This window comes from Mesonia maritima (assembly GCF_042433895.1).
Classification (GTDB): Bacteria; Bacteroidota; Bacteroidia; order Flavobacteriales; family Flavobacteriaceae; genus Mesonia; species Mesonia maritima.
The window spans coordinates 35,921-56,664 of record NZ_JBHLUA010000006.1 but is presented as its reverse complement, the minus strand read 5'-3'; the positions used below and the strand labels follow the sequence as shown (position 1 = coordinate 56,664).

Below are 20,744 nucleotides of genomic sequence, written 5' to 3'. Positions count from 1 at the left end.
TATTCAGAAAATAACATTTCATAAAGGGAAGTATAACATTGTTTTGGGAAGTTAACGGCTTCATGTTTAGTAATTTCAAAAAAAATAAAAATTGAAATTATGGCTAACAAAAAAGAATTTAAAACAATTAACCCAACAAACGAACAAGAGATTAAGACCTATCAATATATGAATCAAGATAAAGTTGATTCAATTATTGAAAACTGTCATAATGCTTTTACAGAGTGGAAAATGAAATCGCTGGAAGAGCGTGCAAAAGTGATAAAAAGCATCGGTGAAAATTTAAAAAACCACAAAGATGAATTGGTTGAATTAATGACCCAAGAAATGGGGAAACTCACCAAGCATAGTAAACAAGAAGTAGATCTTTGCGCGGGAATTTGCGATTGGACCGCCCAAAATGCTCCCGATGAATTAAAAGATGAAAAAAGAGAATTACCCAATGGCGGAAATGGCGTAATAACCTATTCTCCACTAGGCGTAATCTACGGAATTCAACCTTGGAATTTTCCTTCTTATCAAGTAATTCGCTATGCAATCGCTAACTTAATGGCAGGAAATGGCGTATTGCTAAAACATGCCGAAAGCGTTACCGGAACCGCACTTTTATTAGAGAAAATTTTTAAAGAAGCAGGTTTACCTGAACATTTATTTAGTGTACTTATTATTAATCACGATCAGTCTGATAAAGTAATTGAAAATGATTTGGTTCGCGGGGTAACCCTTACTGGAAGTCCGGACGCAGGAAAAGTTGTTGCCAAAAAAGCGGGAGCAGAATTAAAGAAAAGCGTGATGGAATTAGGTTCTAACGATGCTTATTTAATTTTAGAAGATGCCGATATTGAAAAAGCTGTAAAAATGTGTACGCAAGGAAGAATTTATAATAATGGAGAAGTTTGTGTTGCGGCAAAACGCTTTATCGTAACTGAAAAAGTGTATGATGAGTTTAAAGAAGCTTTCGTGAAAAGTATGAGCGGTATTACGTATGGTGATCCTACTGAAAAAGATAGTAAAATGGGACCAATGGCTCGAAAAGATTTACGCGAAGATTTACACGAACAAGTTGAAAAAAGTGTAAAAAACGGAGCAAAAATTCTTTGCGGCGGAAAATTACCGGAAGGAAAAGGATATTTCTACTCATCGACGGTATTAGAAAATGTGAAACCAGGTCAGCCGGCTTATGACGATGAGCTTTTTGGTCCTGTAGCTTCTTTAATAAAAGCAAAAGATACCGATGATGCTGTAAGAATTGCAAACGATAGTCGTTTTGGGCTTGGCGGTGGAATTTTCTCTAAAAATGAAGATAAAGCAATGGAAATTGCCAAAAAACATTTTGATACCGGAATGGTATTTATTAATTCTTTTGGTTTAGCTCAACCGAATATGCCTTTTGGTGGTGTGAAAAATTCCGGTTACGGTAGAGAACATGGTGGTTTTGGAGTAAAAGAATTTGTAAATGCAAAAGCTATTATGAATTTAAATTAAAATTTTAAACCATAAATTTTTTTTAAACCCTACACAATCCGTGTGGGGTTTTTAGTTATAAATTCTCTTTAAAAATATGAGGTCTCCAATTAATTGATATTTTTAAAGAATAATTGAGCAAAAGTTTAGTATATGAAAATTAAAGTGATTGTCGTTATTGTAATAAGTCTACTATCTTTTAAAAATTCAGCACAAGAAACTAAATCATATTCAGATGCTTGGTTTTTACTTCTGAATAATTATGAGTTTAGTGAAAAATGGAGTGGAGGAAGTGAAATACATTGGCGAAACACTCATTTTTTGTCCAAAAAGCAACAATTAATTCTAAGACCATTTATTACCTATTCTCCTACAGAAAGTCCGTTAGCTTATTCCATAGGGTATTCTTATTTAAGGTCATATCCTTATACTGAAAATGCAATTCCTGCTACAAAACCTGAACATAATATTTGGGAACAAATTACGCTTTCTCAAGCTTATAAAGAATTATCGTTTTCTCATCGTTTTAGATTAGAACATCGTTTTCAAGGAAATTTAGTGATGAATAATAATCAAAATTATACTGTCGATGATTTTAGTTTTTCGAACCGATTTCGTTATAGACTTACAGTAAGATATCCTATTTTCAATAATTGGTTTATAAATATATTTGATGAATTATGGATAAATATGAATGAAAATTTCCAATATCCTGCTTATGATCGAAACTGGTTATACCTAGGAATTGGATATGAAATTTTAAAAAATGGAAATATTCAAGTTGCTTACCTTCATCAAAATATAAAAAAAAGTGATAATTTATTTGAAGTACACCCCACATTACAATTCACTTTTCAATATGATTTCGATTTTAGAAGGAAAGAAAAAAATCAATAAATCGATTAGCCTCTACTTTGTTCTTCTTCACTTGCGCTAATAACAGTTTTCCTGTTTTTTAGTTGTTGCCCAAATTCATAAGTAAAGCCGATTTGAACCCTACGAGTATCATTTAGTCTGTAAAATCCTAATGATTGCTGAGGATATTCAATATTTGCTTTAGCACGGTTAGAATAAAATAGATCAGTTACATTTACCGTTAACCGAGCTTTTTGTTCTAAAAATGTGTAGGTAACTCCCAAGCTTACATCCGAATTATTTGCCGATCGATAAAAAGCCTGCGACGAACTACTTTCGTAATAACCAGAAATTTCGGTTTTAAATGCTTCAGAAAAGTTTATAGAAATCGAGGCTTGGTAACGCCAAAAGAAATCTTTGGGCTCTTGGCGAATGTCATTATAGGATAACCGATAATTTTGGTATAAACCGATAAGGCTATGTTGCCAAGCTATTTTTTTAGTGAGGTTAAAAGGAAGAATAACTTGAATACCAGTACTCTGATAAGTTCCTAAATTTCCAAAAGTATAGCGCGTTTCATTACTGTTTTCGATGCGAAGCGGAAATTCTGTATAATATGCTTCTGTATAATTATAAAAGGGAGTAATGATATATTTATCACTTAAGATATGGTTCCATTCTAAACTATAGGTGAACTCAGGACGAAGCAGCGGATTTCCTTGATTGGAAAATAATGGACTCTGGTAGGTAATAAATGGGTTTAGACTTCCGTAATTAGGTCGGTTAATTCTTCGAGCGAAAGCAATATCCATTTGGTAGTCTTCATTAATTTCATATTGCAAGTATAAAGTAGGGAAAAGCTTTAAATAATTATAGGTCGTTACTTGATTTAAGGTAGGCGACTTTCCCCGAGTGTCGGTATATTCTGCCCGAAGGCCTGCTTTTCCCTGCCATTTTTTACTAAGTTTGGTTTGGAAAGAAATATAGGCTGCTGTGTTTTGCTCCCGATAGATAAAATCGTTACTTAAATTGGGGTCGAGTTCCCATTTATCCTCATTAAAATTTTCAAAAATAAAGTTATTAATAGCTTTCATGGAGGCATATTTTATCCCGGTTTCCCACGTACTGTTTTCATAAGGTAATTTCAAATCCAATTTTGCGGCTTTAATTGTAGACTGGTTATTAAAATTACTTTGTAAGTTTTCTGTAAAAGGTAATTGAGAAGCCGATTGAAATCTGTTTCTAAACATTTGGTGATCCTGTAGACCAAATCCTGCTAAACTTGTAGTAAAACTTACTTTTTTACCTAAAGTATCCAACTTATATTCATAATATAAATCGTTGCTATAGTTTAAGTAGTTAAGATTGGCCAAGCTAGAGGTATTTATTTCTTGTAGAATTTCACTATTTTCTTGAAATTGAAAAGTATGGTTTCGGCTTGGGCGATTACTTTTTTGAAGCATTGCGCTAGAAACAAAGCTTAGTAAAGATTTTTTATTGAGTTCCCAATCCAATTGACTTCGGATGCTATGATAAACTGTATAGCGCATTTCATGATTATACGAACGATAGTATTGCTTTGCTTGAGATTCACCAAACTCATTGTATTGTTCAATATTTTCAAATGAATTTATTTTTCCGGCATGATAGGTTAGATCGGCATTCATTCTGTTGTGTTGATATTGAAATCCTATATTTCCTTTAGCACGAGCATATTTACCTTGTCCATAATGAAATCCGCTGCGAACTTTCCAAGACTCTTCTTTTAATTTTTTTGTGATAATATTTATATATCCCGCGTTTCCTTCAGCTTCGTAATTAGAAGGAGGCGTGGTAAGCAATTCAATTTTTACAATATCTTCCGCACTCATATTTTTCAAAAACAAGGTAAGTTCATCTCCGCTTAAGTGTTGTAACCTGCCATTAACCAATATGCGTAAACCAGATTTTCCTAACATTTGCAAATCTTCATTTCCAGTTCTATATATTCCGGGAGCACGGCTAAGCATTTCGAATCCGCTACTTCCAAAAAACACAGGATGATTTTCCACATTAATAACCAGTCGATCCAATTTTTTTTCTAATAAAGGCTTTTTGGTTTTAATGATAACTTCAGATAGATTTTCTTGCTTGGGTTTTAATTTTATTTTTAATTTTTCTGAAGAAGTATTCAGTATCTGAATGGTATCCACGTAGCTTAAATAAGCTAGGTGATGTACTTCTAATCGATATTTTCCGGCAAGCATTTTAAGTCTAAAATTTCCTAGGGTATCGGTAGAGGTATAGGTTTCAATTTCTCCATTCAACGTTTTTAAAATCACATCGGCCTGAATTACAGAATTTCCATCTGTATCAGTTATTTGTCCCGAAATGGATAGTTTTTGTGCATTGAGCTGAAGCGATAGAAAGCAAACTATAAGAACGAGTCCGTATTTTTTCATAAGTTCATTTTTATTTGCAAATCTGTATGAACTTTAGCTTAAACTTGGTTAATCGTCAGTTAATGCAGGGTTAATGTTTAGCACGAACTAAGCTTAGGTTAATAAACTTAATAAGTGTTATTAATAAGTATTTGATTATCAATAGTTATTAAATTAAGTAGGTTAATGATGGGTTAATGCTTATTTAGGAGGCTACAAAAAGGGCAAAGTATAGTATTTTTGGACTATAAATCTTGTGTTTATGAAACTTAAAGTTACTTGGTTAATTGTTATATCCGTAATTGCTTTTATTGCGCTTTCAGTTATTCAGGGATATTTAATTTATAATACTTACACGTTAAAACGCAATGCATTTATTCAAAATACTCGAAGCGAAATTTTGAATATTGACTATAATAAGCATTTGGATTCGATAGTAGATACGTGGGAGGAAACTTTAAAAAATCAAATTGCTGACTATAAAAATAAGCGTACCACTAAACAAATCGTATTAAATAAGCTCCGGCAAAAAGCGGATAGCCTAAATAGTAATTATTATAATTTATATAAAGAAGAATTAGCTCATAAAGATTTAGGCTATGCTGTGAGCTATAAAAAAAATATAGAAAGTATTGTTATTTTTGATAAAGAGAATGATACTATCTTCCCATTAGCTGAACAAACTAATTTCAAACTTTTCGGTAATGATTTTCAGAATTCCAAGGCAAATTCCGTTAGCGTTTCCAGAACTTTTTCCCAGTATGATTACATAGACCAAACTGAAAATAAAATTAATACACAGCATTATAATCTAGAGATCAAGTTTAAGGACTTGATGTATATTAAAGATAAAAACAGTATCGTTTTTAAACAGATGCTCGGTTTATTAATCGGTTCTCTATTTTTATTTGTAGTTATGTTGGGACTTTTTTATTACTCCCTTAAAAGTTTAATGGCACAAAAAAAAATTAGTGCAGTAAAAACAGATTTTATCAATAATATAACCCACGAGTTAAAAACACCCTTGGCTACGTTAGGAATAGCTACCAAAAGCTTAAAAAATCAACAGATTCTTTCGAAACCGGAAACTTTACAAAATTCGCTAGCTATTATAGACCGCCAGAATGAACGCATTCAAAAACTGATTGACCAGGTGATGACAAATAGTTTGAAAGCACAGCATTTAAAATTGGCTCTAAAAAATGTGGAAATAATTCCTTTTCTCAATCATATAGTGGAAGATTTTAAATTAAGTGTAGAGGCTAAACCTTTACAAATAGCTATTGCTTTTAACCATCAAGAAAAAGAATTAAAAATAGACCCTTTTTACTTTTCAACTGCTATTTTCAATTTACTTGATAATGCGGTAAAGTATAGCAAAGAAAAAGCCAAAATAAAAATAACTACCGATTACAATAACAATTGTTTTTTTCTAGTGATTAAAGATGAAGGAATAGGAATTCCAAAAAAAGAGCAACAGCATTTATTTGAAAAGTTTTATCGGGTTTCGTCAAGTAACCTTCAAGCCAACCAAGGTTTAGGTTTGGGATTATATTATACGCAACAAATTATTCTTGCTCATCAAGGAACAATAAAAGTGAAAAGCGAAAAAAGTAAGGGAAGCACATTTACAATTAAAATACCTAAGATACAATGAGTAAAATTCATATTTTATTGGTGGAAGACGATTATGATTTCGGAAGTATACTTAAGCAATACCTGGAAGTACACAGTTATGACGTTACTTGGATAACCGATGGAGAAAAGGCTTTTACTATTCTAAAAGAGAAAAAGAATCCTCCTATATCTATAGCGGTACTTGATGTGATGATGCCGAAATTAGACGGATTCGAACTCGCCCAAAAAATGCTAACGATAACACCAGAAATCCCCTTTATTTTTCTAACCGCACGAAAATTAAAAGAAGATAAAATAAAAGGACTTCGGTTAGGCGCAGATGATTATATCGTAAAACCTTTTGATGCCGATATTTTAGTACTTAAACTTCGTAATATTTTAAAAAGAAATACTTATCACATTCCGCCATCACAACAAGAAAAAATAACATTAGGGTCTTATTTGCTAGATGTAAAAAATTATTACTTACAACGTGAGGGAAAAATACAGAAAATTACAGAAAAAGAAGCAGCCTTGATTACTTACCTTTTTCAGCATAAAAACCAAATGCTAAAACGAGATAAAATTTTAAATGATTTGTGGGGAAATAATGATTTTTTCTCTGGAAGAAGTATGGACGTTTTTCTAAGTCGATTACGGAAATACTTTAAAAATGATTCTCGTATTAGAATTGAAAGTACACGAGGTATAGGAATAACTTTCTTTTTAGATGAATAAAATTAATTTATAAACTTTAAAAACAATACTTATGAAATCTATAATGTTAACCACCGTATTCTTTATGTTGAGTTTGTTTGTGTCCGCACAAAAAACTCCCCAAACGCCACAACCTCCAACTTCTGTTACAACAAGTTCTACTTCGAGTCATTATAATCATAATGTATCTGGTTCAAAAACGGGTGATTCCAATCTCTCAATTTCAGTAAGCAATTCTAATACCGATTATAAATTTAGTGCAAGTTATTCGGAAAGTTACGATAAGCAAGTAAAAGAAATTTTGATAAATGAATTTGGGAAAGAAAGTATTCAAAAGCGAGACAGTTGGTTTTCTTGGATATTTTCTCCCGGAAATGATGAGGTTTATAGCATTGAACTCTCTTCTGGAAAATTGAAAATGAAACTTGATAAAACCCAAGCCGATCATCAATTGGAAGAAAAATTCACACACACCGGACAAAAAATTAAAAATTTGCTATCGGGAAAGCAAGAAGATAGAAATGAATTACGGCTAGAACGTGAAGCACAACAGTTGAAGCGCGAAGCTATGCGTATGAAAAGAGAAGCAGATCGTCTAAACCGTGCAGAACAGCGCCAAGATCTGGATGAAAAAAGAAATGAGGTTATGGAATTGCGTAAGGAATCCGAACGCTTACATAAACAAGTAGATAGCCTACAAAATGAAATTCATAGACTGCGGGAAAAGTAAATTTTAAAATTTTTATTTTCAATTTGAAGAAAGCATTTTGTAGAATAATTATATTTTCGCTGGTTTATTGTTAATATTTAAAACCTATTCTTATGAAAGAATTAATGGAAAGCATCCAAACAACTTATGAATCTTTTGAAAATGACGCTAAAACTCAGTTAGAAAGCGGAAATAAAGCAGCAGGAACACGCGCTAGAAAATCTTCGTTAGCTTTAGAAAAACTATTAAAAGAATTTCGAAAAGTATCGATTGCCGAGTCTAAAAAATAGTGAAATAAACCCCTTAATAATAAGGGGTTTATTTTTATACGCTTTTTTCAAAACGTTTAATTTTTCAATATTATAAGTTTATAATTCCCAGAAATAAATTGTTCCCGATAGATCTACACTTACTAATTGCGATTTATTTTTATTAAGCGAAATGGCACTAATGGAAGCCCGATGTTTTTTCAAAGTTTCTTCCAAACTACCAGTTGATTTTTTCCATTTACGGATTGTCTTATCCAGTCCCGCTGTATAGATAGTATTATTACCTAATTTTCCTGAAACTATTTCTAAGGTTAAGGGCACGTTTACAAAACTATCTTTATCTTTTAGGTAAATAGGCCAGTTAGGGTGCTTATTTTTATAGACCAAACTATCTGTAGAGGTATTGTATAAGGCAAATTGTTTACCTCCAATTACTAATAAATTATTGTTTTTATCCACATCTTCTAGTGTTCCGGTTAAGGAATGTGAGAAAATCTGATTGGTTTGTGTATTCCAGACCAAAACTTCATTTCTTTTATTAAAATATATTATTCCATTGTCTGTAATATATTTTGGTTGGGCATTTCTTATTTTTTTTGGAGTTTCTAAGATTCTAAAATTATCGGCTGTATTCCATATGTAGTGATTTCCTTTAAAATCTGAGGTAGCTAGCAGCTTACTTTGCTGGTTATAGGTAAGTTTATGCGCCCAAGTTTCTTTAAGCTTTAAAGTTTTAATTAGTTTTCCATTTTCCGCATCGATCACCGCAATACCAGAATTTAATGTGGCTGCATAAATCTGCTTGGTGCTGGAATTATAAGCCATACTATAGATTTCGTCATCAAGTAGTGCTATTTTCTTTTTCTTTGTTTTATTATTGATGATTTCATAAATATGTCCACCGTAAGTTGAAACGAACACGGTATCTCGTCCTGATTTATAAATAACGTCGGTAAAAGCAACAGGATTATTACCGGTTAATTTTTGAGGTTTCAGTTTTATTTCTTGTTTGCATTGGGAAAATAAGATGAGTATAGATATAAGGATTGTTATTCGAGAAGTAGTTTTCATTTTAATCAGTTTTTAGGAAAGTTTTCTTTACACCATTTTTAGAAGTTTCTAGCCAAGTGCCTTCGTCAGAAGTACCTAAGTTAAGTTGATTTCCGTTTTTCGCCCACATTTTAAGGCTAGCAGCACCTTGCGGTTCTGCCATAAATAATACACGTTGCGAAATTTTAGAATCTAAGGTTAAGAAAACATTTCCGTAAGAATCATCAGTTACATAACCTCCACGTTCTTGTCCTTCGTGATCATAGAGCATAACGCCGGAAACACCGGAATTATCACCTCTGTAAAAACGATAGCCTTGCGATTGAGCAGGAGGGAGGTGGCTACCAATAATTACCCGTTCTACACCTGTAGAATCAGTAACGACGAGTCCGCGTACTTTTAAAATTTCATCTGATAAATCAATTTCTACTTGTTGGTTTCTGATCACGTAAATAACTAATCCTATTGTTACCAATAAATTGGCTAATAATAAGAATTTTAAAGTGCTGTTTTTCATGGATTGCTTTTCGTTAATAACGAAAGACAAATAAGGATGTTACTAAGATTTTTTAAACTTTTTCTCTACTATTAAATAATCGAAACCTTATATATACATTATCAATACGTGAAAGATTATTTTTTGAAGTATGTTTGAAATTAATTATTCTAAATTTTCTTTTAAAGATTTTTTAAAAAGTTGAGGTTGATCTATCCAACTATTATGTCCTGCTTCTGGAAGTGTAATGAGTTTAATTTTTGGATAATTCTTCAATAGGCGTTTCGTTATATAACTATTAAAGTCTAAAAAATCATACGCTCCATTAATAATAGTAGTTTTCATTTTTTCGTTTAAAATTGGCCTATAATCATAGTTCCAATTTAGTGTTTCTGTCATAACCGCTGCTTTAGGATTGTAATAAGCTTTACCTCCTTTTACTAATGAATATTTTTTTAGGTTATAAATATTTACTGCAGCAAATTTTAACCTCCAAAATTCAGTTAAATCTTTGTGCGTTAAGGTAGAATTTTCCAAATCTTCAATAGATTTTAAATTATCTATGCCCTTTTCTTTATAAGGTTTAGAAAGTTGATTTACTATTTTTCGGTTCAGCATAAAATTTACTTGCTCTTTCTGCCGTTTTGAAAATACACTTTCTATGCTATCAGATTTCGGAAGAATAGCACCTGCAAGAACCAAATGTGAAACCCTATCTGGATGCTGTTTCGCAAATTCCATTCCGATTAAGGTTCCCATAGAATGACATAAAAGTTTAGCTTTTTTAAGTTGAAGCGTTTCAATTAATGCGTAAAGATCTTCTACATTTTTTTGAAAAGTTAGATTTTCTTCAGCAGTTGGAGACATTAAGGAACCCCGTTGATCGTAAAAAACAAAATGAAATTTTTTTGTGAGGCCTTTTACAGCATCTGTCATATACTCATGGTTTGCTCCAAAACCTCCATGAATAACAATTACTGTATCTTTTTTTGCACCTAGTTCTTTTACAAAGATATTTACATCTTTTCGTTGTAAATACCACTCGGTATAGTCTTTATCTTGAGCTGTGATTATGAGAACTTGGAGAAAGCAAGCCCATATAAGTAAAATTTTTCGCATCATTATAGTTTTTACCAAATACGATTTGTCACTATAAATGTTGCGGAAAAATTAATAGTATTCGAATAATAATTCTTAGTTCTTAAGATGACTAGTTCTTTTTAAGAATAGAATTTTTAAGCTCAATAAAAAAAGTAGTGAAGAGGTAAATAGTGGTATAATCCAAAAATTTTCCGGGGAAAAATAAAGTCCTATTCCCAATGATCCTATGGAGATTATAATTGCGGTAATGGCATAGCCTATATCTTCATATAACCAAGCATACGGAAATAAATGTGCCCCGGTAATAATTGCATAAGCCATAATGAAGTTATCGGGCTGTTCAAGCAAAACAAAAACTAAAATTGGAAAATAAATAAGCTGAGCAAAATTTAACCATAACCCTAAAGGTTGAAGTGAATTATTTTTTATTTTCCAATTTGTAGAAAAAAGTTTAGATAGTGCAAAAGCTAATGGTAGCATTAAAGCCGCTACCATAAACGTAATAATACTTTTATTATATGACGAAAATTCCTGTAACCAAATAAAGGATATTGCTAACCATAAAATTCCACCGGAAATAATAAAGTCAATTCCTTTTTTAGCTTCTACTTGAATTTCTAACTTTAATTTTTTTAAATTATTTTTTTCCATGTAGCAAATTTAGTAAGCTTATTAGTGAGACAGGATGACCAAACATATTAGTGAAATAAGTAAGATGAAAGACATATAAAAAATTTTTTCTCATAATAATCTATTTGAAAAGCTTGTATACAGACGAAAAACTTTTATTGGAATAGATGACAAATATAAAATAACTTATAAATATTAGTGAATAGGTTGGTTTAATTTCTTACATGATTATAGCCGATAAATTCAGCGAATTAATTATAAAATTTAGCATAAGGAGTTAATTTACTCAATTATTGAAATTAGAACATTTTTAAGCTTCGGTTTAATTTCTATACTTTTTCCTAAAATCTATTGGCGTAAATCCGGTTTTAAGTTTAAAAATTTTAGAGAAATATGAATAATCAGAAAATTCTAATCTGTGTGAAATAGTGGTTAAACTTTCATCGTCTTGCACAATTAATCGTTTAGCTTCTAGAATTATGCGTTCGTAAATCAATTCAGAAGTTGTTTTATTAATGGTTTCCTTAACCACACGGTTCAGGTGTTTGGTAGTTATATTTAAGTGCTGAGCGTAGAACTTTGGTAACTTTTCTGTTTGAAAATTTTCATCGATCAAAATTTCCAATCTTTCAAGAATTTTTAAATAATTTGGAGAATGGCTTTTTTCGTTAGAAATATTATTGGTGTACATTCTAAAAAAATCAATATATATCGTATTGATTAAACTTACAATTTTTAATTCTTTAAAAGGCTTGTGTTTTATATACTCTGTATAGACTTCTTCTAGTTTTTTATATAAACCATTTATTTTTTTATCCGGTAATTCAAGAAGCGGAGGATTTTGAAAAGAATAATAAAAAGGAAATTCATGTAATTTATGCTCTAGAAATTTCAATTCATAAAATTCTTGAGAATGAAAAAAAATAAAACCCTCTGGTGGAGAATCAAATTTCCAAAAATGGGTTTGTCCAGGTCTTAAAAAGAAAACACTTCCGGGCTTAATGGTATAAGAATTAAAATCGATTTCATGAATTCCCGTGCCCTTGGTAAACATAACACATAGATAGAAATTATGCTTATGGGGCTTTGAAATTAATTTTTTATTTAAAGAAATATGGTTGGCAAAAGAATTTATATAGAAATCTTTTAGGGGTTCCGTTTCTTCAAATTGATTTATTTTAAGTACTGGTATTTTCATATTAATGTCTTAAAAGTACAAAAAATAGCAGTAAAAATATAATAATTATAAGTCTCTAAAGTGTTAATTTTGTAGCGTTAAAAATTTAATGTGATGAATAAAGCCTTAGAGATTGTAAAATGTAAGTGTCCCAATTGTGGGAAAGGCAATATGTTTAATAAAAAAGGCAATATTTTTTTATTTAAAATGCCTGAAATGAATAAACGTTGCCAACATTGTAATTATAAATTTGAAAAGGAGACAGGTTTCTTTTTTGGAGCAATGTTCGTTAGTTATGCCCTTACTGCAGGAGAGATGATTGCTAGCCTTATTTTATTTTGGTACTTAATAGATTTATCACCACTAAATGTCTTTTTCATTATAGTTTTTGTAGCTATTTTGTCGAGTACACTCAATTTTAGGCTTTCCAGATCTATTTGGACGCATATTTTTCATAAGAATTAATTTTTTAAACACGAGAAAGAGAGCTTTAAACTTTTCTCAGATATAGAAAATGCGGGGTTTAATTTTTTTAAATTAATAACGAGAACATTTTAAATATATAAAATGTCTTTGTTGTATCACTAGTGTGAGTTTGGTTTTATGTATTTTTTAATCTGGTATAGATGTCCAAACTAATACTTCAATGCTTTTTATTAAACAAGCACAGCCCAATTCTCTTTGTTCAATGATTAAAATTCATAAGTTTTTAGGCATTTGACAACAAAGAAAAAAGCGCTCCTGGTGTATGGCCAGACCAGCGTTTGACTTCTTTGATAAAATGATTCTGGTCGAAATAACCATAATGGAAGAAGTCTGTTACACTTCCTGTCTTCTGAATATGCCGAATGGCCAGTCTACAGCGAATCATCGACTGAATTTGTTTTGGGGAAAGTCCTGCATATTGTAAGGTAATTCGTTGAAGGTGTCGCTGGCTTACGCTCAATTCTTTGGCCAAACAATAGGCCGTGGTAGTATAGTGTTGTTGGTTAATGATTAAATCCAAAAAACGATTCCATAAGGAATATCCATTTTTAGGAGTATCACCGGCAAGTTGACTTATTTGCCTGGTCAGGGAAGGAATAAAAGTGTCTAAGTTGACTTCATTAAAAAATGGCGTCAACCAATTAGAACCAGGAAGGATATCCTCCTGTAAAATAATTTTATTGGTCAGTAATTTTGTATCTTCTTTAAAGATCGGCAGCGTGCTACCAAATTGAAAAGTCACTCCAAAAGCCAAATTTCCTTCTGGATGAAGGTATTCTGCAAAATTAGTTCTCGGCCCCAGTATTCGCGTATCTTTGATGAGGAGAGCTCCACTACTGTTATCTTTTACCGTATACGGCATTCCCAGGGTAAACACCCAATTTACATAAGGGTACGCAAAAATATATTCAGTAAGGTTTTTATCTTCAGTACTTAAATCCAACAGCCAGTAATACCTAACCAGATTTTGTAAATGCTTCGGTGGTGAAAATAGCTGGTACATTTTATAGGTGCAATTCCGATTTTAGTTGAACCAAATCCCCTAATAGTTTTGTTTGTTGCACGTGACTTTCCAAATTCATTTCTTTGGCTATTCGGTGAACTTCCAAATTTAGGGTATCTATTTCTGTTTTTCGGTGATTTCTAATATCCTGCAAGGTAGAAATAAATTGCCCATCAGACATTTTACTGATTGAAATTACCTGCTCTTCAATTTCCTTTGCAGTTAAAGCAATCCCTTTTTCCGTAGATATGGCTACACATTCCCGAATAATATTCTTGGCCACAGAAAAAACCGTTGCATCGCGATGGAAAATGCCGTTATCTACTTCTAACAACGGACAAATGGAATTAAATACACAATTGGCAATGACCTTTTTCCAGATGATTTTATCTATATTTTCCTCCGCTTCCAACCTAAAATCAGGCGTATTCAATGTGTCGACAATGCTATTTAAAAATGTAAGGTTTTGCTTGACGATTCCGATAGGGGAAGGGGCAACCGGTTTATAGCTGACTTCATTTTCAAGCACATTTTGGCTGGTAGCAAACAGCACACAGCGATAGATTTCCTTAAAATTATGCTCGATAAAAGGCTGTTCTATCCCTAAGCCATTTTGTAGAATAACGATTGGCGTATGCGTTGCTTTATCCTTTAGCTTTTCAGCTAAGGCTTTATTGCCAAAAGATTTAGTAGTGAAAATAATAATTCCGTCAAAAGCCGAAAAATTACACAGGGAATTGAACCTTATATCGGCGGTTAGCATTTCACCAGTTTTCAGTCGTAAACTTATTTTTTCGGTATAAGTACGTCCATCATCAACACTCCCACGAATGAGCTCCACCTTTTTTCCGTTTTTCGTTAAACACACCGCAAGAGCTTTCCCAATCGCTCCGGCACCAATAATATACAGTTTCATATTCGCAGGATTAATGATCTTCAAATTACGGTAAAAAGCATTTTTTTGAATAGTATAAGTTGGACATTTAAATCAAAATAAACTATCCTTATATTTGATGTTAGAAAAATTTTCTCAATTGATCTTAAAACTGGTTTACAACTAATATTCGCAAGACATGATTATATTTTTTTGTAATAAAGTAATGAGATGCCTTTTTAATTTTGGAATTCAAAATCATACATACCAAATATGGAAGCAAGAAATTTTGTGCATCTCACCTTAGATAGTTTATTATTTATCAAAAAGGGGAGGTGGAACTATCCAGCATAATAAAACGATGATGGCAATACCAATAATGATAGCGATGACTGCAAATTTTCGAAAACTCATAGATCTGCTGTTTATCTAATATTATATTTACTTAGCTTCTTGTAAAAACTTATTTTAAAAGCAAAAAAACTTTTATCCGTATTTATAAATTCAACTCTCTTTTTTTCGTGTTGATGAGCTAAATCCAAATCATACACTTCATAACTATATTCCAAAACTTTCTTTAATTGTTGTTCATATTTACAAAGGCTGGCTAAAGCCAAGGTGTTTTTACGTCTTTCTTGTTGTAAACTGTAGGCGGTTTCTGTATCTTGAATAATCTGTTGATGTATAACTTGCACATAATCTAGTTCTTGATGGTTTTCTTCTAGCTTTGTTAGCCAATGTTGGAGCTCTAGTAAATCTTTCTTTATAAAGAAAGATTTAGTTTCGTTGATTTTTTCAAGATTCGAATTCAAGAGCATAGTATTAGTTAGGTTATTAAGTTAAATAGCTTTTCTTTTATCGCACGATACTCCGCTATAAATCGATAATATTTACTTCTGTAAATTTCGTGGTGGTGTATAAAAAGCCGGTCGCATTCCATATCTTCGCATTCGTTAAGGATATCCCGACTTTTACCATATTTTTCTAATCTGGAGATAAGTTGCTTATTTTTGTTTTTATTTCTATCGAGTTCTATTTTTAAAAAATAACATTCCTTTCCCTTATCTGTTTTACACATTTTATGTAAATAATCTATTTCTTTTGCAATAAAAATTAGATGACTTATCCAATGCTCTAATTCATAGGTATTTCTTTTATGAGAAATATTATGCTCGTCATCGTGAAAAAAAATTGCTTGTGATTTATTGTTCATGATTATATGGGTATATCTATTTTATTGGTCTCTATATCTTGTTCCACTTTTTGGATCACATAGGCCGTTGTATTTTCATTGGTAAAAGCTAAATCGACCTGATCTCCTTCAGAATAACCGATTAAAGCTACCGGAAGGGGACTTAGTACAGACAATTTTTGCTTTCGGATTTCTTCATCCATAGGGATTACTATTTGTAAAGGCATTGTAGAAGAATTGGAAACAGACTTAATGGTTAATTTGCTGTTTAACCTTACAATATCCGCAGGCATTTCTTCTTCATCTACAATAATTGAATCATCCAGCTTAAGGGCAAGCTTTTTTAACGCTAATTTATGGGCTACAGTGTGGTCATATCCAGAGATATTCAGCAGTCTCTTTAGATATACATATTCCTTTTTTTCTATAATGTGGCTACCGTATTTCATATAATTTGTTTTTATGGGAAAAGCCCTCTTTGGATATAGGCTTTTTCTATTCTTTTAATCGCAATACAATAAGCGGCTTTCCGCATATCGATACCTTCTTTTTGTGCATAGTAAAAAACATTATTGAAGGATTCTTCTAATTTTAGATCTAACTTTTTCAAGGTATCTTCTAACTGCCAAATCTCTCCATTTTTATTTTGGAGCCATTCAAAATAACTGGCAATCACTCCACCGGAATTACAAAGGATATCAGGAATAATTGTTACCTTATTCTTCAAAAGGATTTTTTCTGCCTCATTGCTAATAGGGCCATTCGCACCTTCCGCTATAAGTTTGCCTTGAATATTTGGAGCGTTTTCCGCTGTAATTTGATTGCCCAAAGCTGCCGGAATGATGATGTCACAATCAAGCTGAAAAAAATGAGCTTTATCGATAATTTCAGCTCGTGGGAATCCTCCAATACGGTTATCATTTATGTTTACATAGTCGTTTAAAGAAGAAACTTCTATCCCTTGTGGGTTGTGTAAAGTAGCAGAAGCATCTTGCACGCCTACTAACACCGCTCCTTCTTCTTCCAAGAATTTAGCGGCCCAATACCCTACATTCCCAAAACCTTGAACTATAAATGTTTTGTTGAGTAAGGATTCCTTTTGTTTTTTTAAATACTTTTTAATCGTTAAAAACACGCCGTAGCCTGTAGCTCGGTCCCTGCCTTCAAGTCCACCGATACCGTCTGGTTTTCCCGTCACCACATGCTGGTTAACAGATCTTTTGGCGGGTAAACGGGTACTCATAAACGTATCTGCCATCCACGCCATAGTTTGACTGTTTGTATTTACATCTGGGGCAGGAATATCATGATCGGGTCCAATATTATCTCCTAAGGCGTAAGTGAATCGTCTTGTAATCCTTTCTAATTCAGAGGTTGAATAGTTAGAGGGATCTAATTGAATGCCTCCTTTACCACCACCAAAGGGAAGATCTGCCAAAGAAGTTTTCCAGGTCATCCACATGGCCAAAGCCCGGGCCGCATTAATATCTACCGTAGGATGATAGCGCAATCCTCCTTTGTAAGGGCCTAAGGCATTATTGTGTTGCACACGGTATCCCGTAAAAATCTCTACAGACCCATCGTCCATCTTCACAGGAAAATGAAGTATGAGTTCGTTATTAGTGATTTTTAGAATTTTTTGAATATCATGATGTAAATTAATGTATTGAGCTGCACTGGTGAATTGCTGCAATACGTTTTCCATCATTCCCTGAGAAACTTTTCCCTCAGGTTTTCTATCGTTAATTAAAGTTGTATTCATAAATTTTTACTTAAATAATTAGGCGTTTTTAGAAGAGTGTTCATCACAAGACCAAACTTGATCTTTATGAAGGGTAAGCACACAGTAGTTTTTATGCCTACAGTTTTTACAAATAGAATAAATAGGGTCGATCATAGTACATTTAATTTTGATGTACTAAAGTCAATGGCTGTACCAAATAAAAACCAATAGAAAGGGAAGGGTTTTTAGTATCTGAAATACAATTAGTTAAGAATGATAAGGTATTTTATGCGCTAGTAGAGACCGGGTAAAAAAGTATCAACCGGTACTTTTTTACCCGATTTTTATGCTCAGCGGCAAATACTCTAAGTCTTGTCTTACTAGTGAATTTTTAAAGTTTGAAAACGACTTCAGGAAATGCTCCTTGGACTTGCCCAAGAGAAATTTATTGATCGAGTTTTATCCGAATGGTTTTTCTATCGATGCCTAATATCTTTGCGGCCTTGGTTTTGTTTTGTTGGGTAGCCCGCAATACTTTTTGAATGTATTTTTTTTCCATTTCCTTTAACGTAACAAAACCATCCTCAGGAAAATCGATTTGATATTTTAAATGGTCGGGAAGATGATGAACTTCAATAGTTTTATCTGATAAAATAACCGCTCTTTGAATTATATTTTCTAATTCCCGAATGTTCCCCGGCCAATGATATCTTTTTAAAATATCCAATGCTTCTGGGGTAATGCTTACAAACTTATCTTTATATTCTAACCCATATTTTAATAAAAACTTATCGACTAATAACGGTATATCTGCCTTTCGTAGGCGTAGGGGAGGCACTTCAATTTCTACAACTACCAGACGATAATACAAATCTTCCCTAAAAAGATCTTTTTTACTCATTTCTTTTAGGTTGCTATTGGTAGCGGCAATAATTCTTACATCTATTTTTTCAGGCTTTTGTGCACCTACTTTTATGACTTCTTTTTCTTGCAATACCCTTAATAGCCTATTTTGAACATTTAAAGGCGCATTGCCAATTTCATCTAAAAAGATAGTTCCGCCATTTGCAGCTTGAAAAAAACCATTTCTATTCGTGTCAGCTCCGGTAAAGGCTCCTTTGGTATATCCAAACAGTTCAGCTTCCAATAAATTTTCGGGGATGGCTCCGCAGTTAACCGCTATAAAAGGTTGTTTGGAGAATTTACCTTCATAATGGATCGCCCGTGCCAAAAGCTCTTTTCCGGTTCCGCTTTCCCCGTGAATAAAAACGGTAGCTTTATTATCTTTTACACGTTCTATAATTTCAAAAATCTCTTGAATAGCCTGAGATTCACCGATGATTTCTTTTGGGAGTTTTTTAGCTGTTTGCGTTTTGTCTTTGGCAGAAGTAACTTGTGGAGTGTGAGGCTGCATCGATTTTTCTACCGCAAGTCTTAATTCTTCTTTGGTAAACGGTTTGGTAAGATAATCTGCAACACCGTTTTTAATGGCTTTTAAAGAATCTTGCACAGAAGGATAACCGGTTACAATTAATTTGGGAAGGTGAGGGTAGTGTTCACTTACAAATTTAATAAGTTCAAAACCATCTATCTGTGGCATTTTTAAATCGGTAATTAAAAGATCGATGTTCGTATCTTTTAAAATATTGACTGCTTCTTTAACAGAAACTGCTTTGAATACATGAAAATCCCAAGCACTTAAATGCCGGTGCAATAGCTCTAAGATAGAGAGGTCGTCATCTACCACTAAGATATTTTCTCTTAATTTCATAAGTTGTTAGTTGATAGGCAGTTTAATTTGGAAGGTAGCCCCTTTTTCAATATTGTTTTTTGCGGTAATGCTTCCTTGATGACTCGCGACAATCCCGTGTACCACACTTAATCCCAATCCGGAACCCTCGCCAATAGGCTTGGTGGTAAAAAAAGGCTCAAAAAGTTTTTCCGCTGCTTCTGCCGTAAGTCCGCTTCCCTCGTCTTTCACTTTAATAATGATCTGTTCGTTCTTTTGAAATGCTTGTATTTCTATAGTCCCTTGTTCTGGTGTAAAATAAATCGCGTTCATGATCAAATTAAATAGTACTTGGGTAATTTGTAAGGCATCTGCTTTTAAAAATAACTTTTCGTTGGTTTTTAAAATGCATTCCAGGTGTTTTTTCCTCAACGTGGGCCTTAACAAGTCAATAGCACTTTTAAGGGTAGGCACAATATCTATCGTTTCCCGTGCTTGAGGCATTTCACAAGCAAAGAACATTAATTTTTTTACCACTTCCCTAGAGTAAATCGCATTTTGAATAATTCTATCCAGGTCTTTACTTTCTTCTTGGGTACAGTTTTCTTTAAGCAGTTCAGAAAACCCTAATATATTGGTCAATGGCGTATTGAGTTCATGGGCGATGCCTGCGGTAATTTCCCCTAAAATATTTAACCGATCTGTACGTTCTACCTGACGTCGTAAAGAATTTTCATTTTTTTTAATCTCAATTCTTTCCAAGAGGTTACTAATTTTTAGAGCTACACTATCTATTAATTGTTTCTCTTCTTTTAAAAAAGAGCTTTTACACTCTTTTAAACTGACCGTTAAGCTTCCTTTAGGTTGGTTAAATAGTTTGATGGCACTGGTAATGGTAACTTCATCATTTATAGGCCCGGTGGTATAACAAACATCTTCATAATCTATTTTTATTTCGGTAAACTTGGGGTATTGAAAAGCCTTTTTTAAACTTTTTAATATTGCGTTGAGGCTGTTGGGTAAAGAATTTATATCGGTATTCCCAATAATAGAAGAGACCTCGTAAAGACAAGTAAGCTCTTTTATCCTTTCCCGTAATTTAAGTTCTGTGCCATTCATTAAGCTGGGTTTTGCGATACCTAGCATAATATAAAATTAATTTAGCTAATACTCATAAAGTGATTAAGTAAAATTAAAAGTTTTTTAAAATTAGATACAATTTATTTTGAAAA

21 protein-coding genes are annotated in these 20,744 nt (G+C 32.6%); 7 read left to right on the top strand and 14 right to left on the bottom strand.

Annotated elements, in window-relative coordinates; genetic code table 11:
- Positions 1-99 precede the first annotated feature (99 nt).
- Entirely contained in the window at positions 100-1,485 is a 1,386-nt protein-coding gene (locus ACFFGL_RS04695) for an NAD-dependent succinate-semialdehyde dehydrogenase (protein ID WP_309727948.1), read from the top strand.
- A 132-nt stretch (positions 1,486-1,617) separates the two neighbouring features.
- Positions 1,618-2,361: a DUF2490 domain-containing protein gene (locus tag ACFFGL_RS04690; RefSeq protein ID WP_309727946.1), complete on the top strand. Its 744-nt coding sequence runs from the start codon at positions 1,618-1,620 to the stop codon at positions 2,359-2,361.
- Between the two features lie 5 nt (positions 2,362-2,366).
- Here ACFFGL_RS04690 and ACFFGL_RS04685 read toward each other — a convergent pair whose 3' ends face one another.
- A complete protein-coding gene (locus ACFFGL_RS04685) occupies positions 2,367-4,760 on the bottom strand; it encodes a TonB-dependent receptor domain-containing protein (RefSeq protein WP_309727944.1) in 2,394 nt (797 codons plus the stop codon).
- 241 nt (positions 4,761-5,001) lie between these two features.
- On the opposite strand from ACFFGL_RS04685, the gene ACFFGL_RS04680 reads away from it, so the two are divergent.
- The 4 genes from ACFFGL_RS04680 (at position 5,002) to ACFFGL_RS04665 (ending at position 8,072) form a co-directional block, all read left to right on the top strand.
- Positions 5,002-6,396, top strand: coding sequence for a sensor histidine kinase (locus ACFFGL_RS04680; RefSeq protein WP_309727942.1), 1,395 nt, complete (start codon positions 5,002-5,004; stop codon positions 6,394-6,396).
- Positions 6,393-7,094 (top strand): response regulator transcription factor, encoded by a 702-nt coding sequence (locus tag ACFFGL_RS04675; RefSeq protein ID WP_309727940.1) that lies wholly within the window; start codon positions 6,393-6,395, stop codon positions 7,092-7,094. Before ACFFGL_RS04680 ends, ACFFGL_RS04675 begins: the two co-directional genes overlap by 4 nt.
- A 31-nt stretch (positions 7,095-7,125) precedes the next feature.
- Positions 7,126-7,803 (top strand): hypothetical protein, encoded by a 678-nt coding sequence (locus tag ACFFGL_RS04670; protein ID WP_309727939.1) that lies wholly within the window; start codon positions 7,126-7,128, stop codon positions 7,801-7,803.
- 92 nt (positions 7,804-7,895) lie between these two features.
- Entirely contained in the window at positions 7,896-8,072 is a 177-nt protein-coding gene (locus ACFFGL_RS04665) for a histone H1 (protein WP_309727937.1), read from the top strand.
- A 78-nt stretch (positions 8,073-8,150) separates the two neighbouring features.
- On the opposite strand, the gene ACFFGL_RS04660 is transcribed toward ACFFGL_RS04665, so the two are convergent.
- The 5 genes from ACFFGL_RS04660 to ACFFGL_RS04640 all read right to left on the bottom strand — a co-directional run bounded on the left by ACFFGL_RS04660 (position 8,151) and on the right by ACFFGL_RS04640 (position 12,526).
- On the bottom strand, positions 8,151-9,122 hold the full coding sequence (locus tag ACFFGL_RS04660) for a WD40 repeat domain-containing protein (protein WP_309727934.1): 972 nt from the start codon (positions 9,120-9,122) through the stop codon (positions 8,151-8,153).
- A gap of 1 nt (position 9,123) precedes the next feature.
- A complete protein-coding gene (locus ACFFGL_RS04655; protein WP_309727932.1) occupies positions 9,124-9,618 on the bottom strand; it encodes a hypothetical protein in 495 nt (164 codons plus the stop codon).
- Between the two features lie 144 nt (positions 9,619-9,762).
- Positions 9,763-10,716 carry an alpha/beta fold hydrolase gene (locus tag ACFFGL_RS04650; RefSeq protein ID WP_309727930.1) on the bottom strand — a complete coding sequence of 318 codons (954 nt, stop codon included), beginning with the start codon at positions 10,714-10,716 and terminating at the stop codon, positions 9,763-9,765.
- Between the two features lie 75 nt (positions 10,717-10,791).
- Positions 10,792-11,349: a DUF7010 family protein gene (locus ACFFGL_RS04645; protein WP_309727927.1), complete on the bottom strand. Its 558-nt coding sequence runs from the start codon at positions 11,347-11,349 to the stop codon at positions 10,792-10,794.
- Positions 11,350-11,650: 301 nt separating this feature from the next.
- On the bottom strand, positions 11,651-12,526 hold the full coding sequence (locus ACFFGL_RS04640; RefSeq protein ID WP_309727925.1) for an AraC family transcriptional regulator: 876 nt from the start codon (positions 12,524-12,526) through the stop codon (positions 11,651-11,653).
- Between the two features lie 93 nt (positions 12,527-12,619).
- Here ACFFGL_RS04640 and ACFFGL_RS04635 point away from each other — a divergent pair, with 93 nt between their 5' ends.
- Positions 12,620-12,970 (top strand): DUF983 domain-containing protein, encoded by a 351-nt coding sequence (locus ACFFGL_RS04635; RefSeq protein WP_309727923.1) that lies wholly within the window; start codon positions 12,620-12,622, stop codon positions 12,968-12,970.
- A gap of 244 nt (positions 12,971-13,214) precedes the next feature.
- Here the strand turns inward: ACFFGL_RS04635 and ACFFGL_RS04630 are convergent, their stop codons facing one another.
- The 8 genes from ACFFGL_RS04630 to ACFFGL_RS04595 form a co-directional block, all read right to left on the bottom strand.
- On the bottom strand, positions 13,215-13,994 hold the full coding sequence (locus tag ACFFGL_RS04630; RefSeq protein WP_309727921.1) for a helix-turn-helix transcriptional regulator: 780 nt from the start codon (positions 13,992-13,994) through the stop codon (positions 13,215-13,217).
- Position 13,995: 1 nt separating this feature from the next.
- Positions 13,996-14,910 carry a ketopantoate reductase family protein gene (locus ACFFGL_RS04625; protein ID WP_309727919.1) on the bottom strand — a complete coding sequence of 305 codons (915 nt, stop codon included), beginning with the start codon at positions 14,908-14,910 and terminating at the stop codon, positions 13,996-13,998.
- 383 nt (positions 14,911-15,293) lie between these two features.
- On the bottom strand, positions 15,294-15,680 hold the full coding sequence (locus ACFFGL_RS04620; protein ID WP_309727918.1) for a hypothetical protein: 387 nt from the start codon (positions 15,678-15,680) through the stop codon (positions 15,294-15,296).
- A 14-nt stretch (positions 15,681-15,694) separates the two neighbouring features.
- Positions 15,695-16,081: a hypothetical protein gene (locus ACFFGL_RS04615; RefSeq protein ID WP_309727917.1), complete on the bottom strand. Its 387-nt coding sequence runs from the start codon at positions 16,079-16,081 to the stop codon at positions 15,695-15,697.
- A 2-nt stretch (positions 16,082-16,083) separates the two neighbouring features.
- Entirely contained in the window at positions 16,084-16,509 is a 426-nt protein-coding gene (locus tag ACFFGL_RS04610; RefSeq protein WP_309727916.1) for a GreA/GreB family elongation factor, read from the bottom strand.
- 11 nt (positions 16,510-16,520) lie between these two features.
- On the bottom strand, positions 16,521-17,822 hold the full coding sequence (locus ACFFGL_RS04605; protein WP_309727915.1) for a Glu/Leu/Phe/Val family dehydrogenase: 1,302 nt from the start codon (positions 17,820-17,822) through the stop codon (positions 16,521-16,523).
- A 406-nt stretch (positions 17,823-18,228) separates the two neighbouring features.
- Complete coding sequence (locus ACFFGL_RS04600; RefSeq protein WP_309727913.1) at positions 18,229-19,554, bottom strand: sigma-54-dependent transcriptional regulator; 1,326 nt, start codon at positions 19,552-19,554, stop codon at positions 18,229-18,231.
- Between the two features lie 6 nt (positions 19,555-19,560).
- Positions 19,561-20,631 (bottom strand): sensor histidine kinase, encoded by a 1,071-nt coding sequence (locus ACFFGL_RS04595; RefSeq protein WP_309727911.1) that lies wholly within the window; start codon positions 20,629-20,631, stop codon positions 19,561-19,563.
- Between the last annotated feature and the right edge of the window lie 113 nt (positions 20,632-20,744).